We start from the raw sequence: 4,279 nt of genomic DNA on the forward strand, positions 1-4,279 counted from the left end.
CGGGGAAATCTTTATGATTTCCCCGTTAATTTTTAATAGAAAATTCATAAATGATTTTGTAATGGGATGACTCCGATATTGGGGAAGGATCTTTTTTGAATTTAAGATTCCAAAGGAAAAGTGGTAATAACTGATGAATTATTCGTAAGTTCATGTAATTTGATAAGACATGATATTCCTCGAAAACCAAGTTTTCAATGTTTTATTTTCCAGCTATTAATTGAAATTTCACAAATACAACAAAATGGTTATTCTATTACAATTTGATTTGTCTAAATATTTCATCGATAGTAAATCAGGATTTTGTAATAAAGCTGATTATTTCAATTAACTCTTGATAGTTTGTTTATCGAAGCAAAGAAACAATTAAGGTAAATCTTCAAAACTCCCGATGTTTTACGCAGAAGGTGTTGAGACCGAGCTTAAGATTGCAAAATACGCTTGGCCTTTAGGACGATTCATGGAGACAGAAGAGACTGTCGTTATTATTCACGCTTTGTCTTCGAATGACTGTTTGTACCTCACTGGCCAAAACATTACTATTGACGGTGGTTACATGGCTGGTACGAGTCCTGCTGGATTGACGAAGTGGGCTGAATAACTGCTAATTGATTTTTAAGTTGAATTACCATGTAATTTAGTAGTAAAATGATTACACCTTTGTCCTTGCCAATACAAGGAAGCTGTAATAATGCACCCCCATTCATTAAAGGAAGGGGGGCATTTTCCTATTGCTGACTTTGTTGGTTTTTAGCTTCAACTATTGTCCGAAAGATACGGATTATTCTATTAAGTGTTATACAAAGAAGGGAAGTTATTAAAATGGCAGAAACTCTTAGAGAAAGTATCAGAAAGCGCTTAGAAAATGGCGATTATCATTGCGCTAAAGAGTATACATTGTCAATGTTTAGCGGTAAATGGAAAATTGTTATCTTATATCATTTAGGGATTGACGGCGCTACCAGATACAGCGATCTAAAACGTTTATTTACGGATATTTCTCATAAAACATTATCCAATCAACTAAAAGAGCTGATGAAGGATGGATTAATTGATCGGAAAGTGTATCCTGTTTCTCCACCACAAGTTGAATATTATCTGACAGAAGTCGGGTTTACTCTTCTACCTATCATAGAGATGATGTATGAATGGGGAAGAACCAGAATTGATCAACTGATATCTGAGAGTGAACCGAAAGATAAATAGTGCGACTATTAATACAAAACCAGGAGGTCAATTGGAAAGATGCTGAACCCACTAAATTAAAGCTAACAAGCTACTGTAACTGTAGTAGAGTCTCCAACTTTTTGGAAGACAACTGGATGCTTTTATCGTCATGATGTTATTGCTTTACTCCGATGTCTACATCAGGCACGTCTCTTATTAAAATTTAATTTAAGATTAGGATATTGTCCTCCCTAAAGATCACGAGCTAGTTTCAAAGTAATTAGCTATTTGGAAAAAGCGCTATCCCTCATTCCTGTCGAAAAGCTCTTAATCACATGATAGACTGCTGTAATCACTTACAAAGTGTCTCGTCTAAGCAGAAATTTATCCGACTCCTTAAAGCTTGTTGAAGATATTTCTAATTTAAATGTGACTTTCCACTCAATTAAAGAAGGTGTGTATGGACCTGCCCATGCTAATTTACAATTCAATATTCTTTCATCAGTTGCTCAATATCAACGAGGAGAGCTGGCAGAAAACGTTAAAATGGGTATGACTCAACGAACACGTGAAGGTCGTTTTAACGGAGGAATCGTATTAGGGTATAAAAGTGTTAATAAGGTGCTTGTCATCGTTGAAGAAGAGTTTGTTAAAGTTCAGTTAATTGAATTTCTCAACCTCAAGAACAAGTTAGATGTTCATGAATTTAGACAATTGTTAGTCGCTTCAATCGACCGTATCGATATTGAGAACAAGTCACTAAAAGACATCACGTTCTCATTCATTTCACATATTCCTAACAGCGAGAATCCAAGCGATTCTCCACTACTTAAAAAGGCTAAAGTCTAACGCACTATTTTTGGTTCCATGGTCAGGATAACCCATTTATTCTCCCAGATTTGAAAAAATAAAATCCTGGTCAAAATAAATAATTTATTTTCTTGTCATCGTTTTTTATTCAATTAACTGGTATTTTCCAAAAAGACCGGGTGTTCTTCTTCAAGCTTGATATCGGATCTTTGTATGTTTAACTTTGATCATTTTACTGCAATATATTGCCCATACGATGAATATTGGCTGAAATAATAATCTAACCCAGGACATCACAGGAGAATTGAAAGAACCTGGTATTTCAATTTCACTGTCACTCATCGCTTCCACACATTGGCCGGGAAAACTGTAATGAAATATAATGCGATTAATATACCTGACAGCCTGCGGGTTCTTGGACTGATTAGACCTATAGCCAGTATGATCTCAATGACGCCAGTCAGATAAATAATAAATCCTGGATAAGGTATAAATTGAGGTATCATAAGGATCATCTTATCATACAGAAAAAAATGACTGATACCGAAAAATATAAGGAAAATAGACATCGCAAAGGCAGCTAACTCCCTTTTTGACCGATGCAGAAAAAATATGCCTGTGCGTGACAAAAGCATCAGTACAGCAAAACTGCCAAACAATACGAAAATAGTAATCAATCCGATTCCCTCCTTTCACGCTTTCCATTATTTTGATTGCAGCAAATCTGCCATAAGGATTGAAAAATCGTCTGCATTAAATGCATGAGCATTTTCGGAGATGGAACTGCGCATACGGAACCCATAGGAAATCAACATAAATAACTCAGCTGTCTTATCTGTATGAACCGCCCGCGAGATGACCCCGGCATCCTGACCGGCTGTAATCCACTGTTTGGACAATTGCACAGCCTGATCGTAAAATTTATTGATAATCTCACTTACAGCTGGCTGATCGTTCTTCGATATCAAATAGAGAAAAATTTGATTTGTTGCCTCATGGGGATCCTGCAGTGATGGCAATTTTTTTACGATTTCCTGCAAAGGTCCATCAAACTCCCGTCTTCCCTGTTTTACTTTAGCAAAAAAACGATCATTGATTTCTGCCATCCTCTCCTCTAAAACTAACGCCAACAGTTCATCCTTGCTTTTTACGTAATGGTATATCGCTCCTTTGGAAAGTCCTGTACGTTTGATAATGTCATTTAGGGTCATATAATTACAGCCCTTTTCTTGTACTAACGCTTTTGTTTCATCCAATAATAATTTTCTTGTCTTTCTTCGTTTCGTTTCCCGGTCCAATTCATTTCATCCTTTACTATTAGATTTCTTGTTAAAGTAATTTTCACATACCGACTTACGGTTTATAAACGGGCAAAACAAGTGTATAAGCAGTGGATCACGCTTTTTTGAAGGATTCATAGCAGCACTCAAGTATTGCTATTTCTTTTCAAAAACATACATCGGAATTACTGCTTCATATCCAAGCTTTTTATATAAGTAGAACCCCATTTCACTTGAACCTAAAATATTTCCTGTTACCCCATTCTTTTGACAGCCATCCAGCATGGCGCAACAGAGACTTGCTGCTAATCCCATACCCCGATAATCTTCATCCGTATGGATTCGATCCAAGCAGGAATAACCATCCATTATAGATATCACCCCTGTACAAACGGTTTATTATCAGTTTTAATAAAATAATATTGAATATTGGGATCGTCGATTCGATTTGGATTGAACTTTTCAAATCCAAGATATTCATTGATCTTCTCTGCTTGTTTCTTCGTATTTACTTTCTCCGCAACATGATTATTATATGACTCTGCTTTCTTTATTGGGGATAATCTCATCAAATACTCATTTGCACGCAACTCATAACCCAAATCCTCCATTTCTTTAATAACTTTTTCTTTGTGGGAAAAGAGCGTTGTCCAATGAGGTTTTTTAATGCACTTGAAGTCTTCCGGCAACTTGTTAGCTTTATAAAAATGAAAATATTCCAGTTCACGTCCATAGACATGAGCTCCAAAGTTTACTTTTTTTACAAGTCCTTTTGTTTTTATTTCCGTATCAGGTAACTTTCTGCAATACCCCCACCCTTTAATAAATGCTGCTATTTCATTCTCGATTTCTGTATCATTCAAGACCAACAGGTTCATCTCCTTTATTCAAACATCAAATATCCTATTGCATTTGAGCTCACCGTTGTTTTGGTCAACAATATTACAATTAGTACCTTTCCACTTTTTAATGATTTTCCATTCCTCTTTCATTTTACATACCGACCAGCGGTTTGTAAAGAG

The 4,279-nt window shown here is 35.9% G+C and carries 6 protein-coding genes; 3 read left to right on the forward strand and 3 right to left on the reverse strand.

The window, feature by feature from the left end; translation table 11 throughout:
• The first annotated feature begins 460 nt into the window (after nt 1-460).
• The 3 genes from A194_RS0115020 to A194_RS0115030 all read left to right on the forward strand — a co-directional run bounded on the left by A194_RS0115020 (nt 461) and on the right by A194_RS0115030 (nt 2,016).
• Nucleotides 461-601, forward strand: a complete 141-nt coding sequence (locus A194_RS0115020; protein ID WP_157783078.1) for a hypothetical protein — start codon at nt 461-463, stop codon at nt 599-601.
• A gap of 221 nt (nt 602-822) precedes the next feature.
• Nucleotides 823-1,206: a winged helix-turn-helix transcriptional regulator gene (locus A194_RS0115025; RefSeq protein ID WP_017187619.1), complete on the forward strand. Its 384-nt coding sequence runs from the start codon at nt 823-825 to the stop codon at nt 1,204-1,206.
• A 312-nt stretch (nt 1,207-1,518) separates the two neighbouring features.
• Nucleotides 1,519-2,016: a recombinase family protein gene (locus A194_RS0115030; RefSeq protein WP_083834324.1), complete on the forward strand. Its 498-nt coding sequence runs from the start codon at nt 1,519-1,521 to the stop codon at nt 2,014-2,016.
• 665 nt (nt 2,017-2,681) lie between these two features.
• Here the strand turns inward: A194_RS0115030 and A194_RS0115040 are convergent.
• From A194_RS0115040 to A194_RS0115050, 3 genes are all read right to left on the reverse strand, one after another.
• A complete protein-coding gene (locus A194_RS0115040) occupies nt 2,682-3,275 on the reverse strand; it encodes a TetR/AcrR family transcriptional regulator (protein ID WP_017187622.1) in 594 nt (197 codons plus the stop codon).
• A 138-nt stretch (nt 3,276-3,413) separates the two neighbouring features.
• On the reverse strand, nt 3,414-3,626 hold the full coding sequence (locus A194_RS0115045; RefSeq protein WP_017187623.1) for a GNAT family N-acetyltransferase: 213 nt from the start codon (nt 3,624-3,626) through the stop codon (nt 3,414-3,416).
• A gap of 8 nt (nt 3,627-3,634) precedes the next feature.
• On the reverse strand, nt 3,635-4,120 hold the full coding sequence (locus tag A194_RS0115050) for a hypothetical protein (RefSeq protein WP_157783080.1): 486 nt from the start codon (nt 4,118-4,120) through the stop codon (nt 3,635-3,637).
• Nucleotides 4,121-4,279: the final 159 nt, after the last annotated feature.

Source organism: Alkalibacillus haloalkaliphilus C5, from assembly GCF_000269905.1.
Lineage (GTDB): Bacteria > Bacillota > Bacilli > Bacillales > Alkalibacillaceae > Alkalibacillus > Alkalibacillus haloalkaliphilus_A.

Bases quoted from the DNA above. Each gene is read 5' to 3' on its own strand.
- A194_RS0115020 (WP_157783078.1), top strand. From the start codon at position 461: ATGGAGACAGAAGAGACTGTCGTTATTATTCACGCTTTGTCTTCGAAT.
- A194_RS0115045 (WP_017187623.1), bottom strand. From the start codon at position 3,626: ATGGATGGTTATTCCTGCTTGGATCGAATCCATACGGATGAAGATTAT.
- A194_RS0115025 (WP_017187619.1), top strand. From the start codon at position 823: ATGGCAGAAACTCTTAGAGAAAGTATCAGAAAGCGCTTAGAAAATGGC.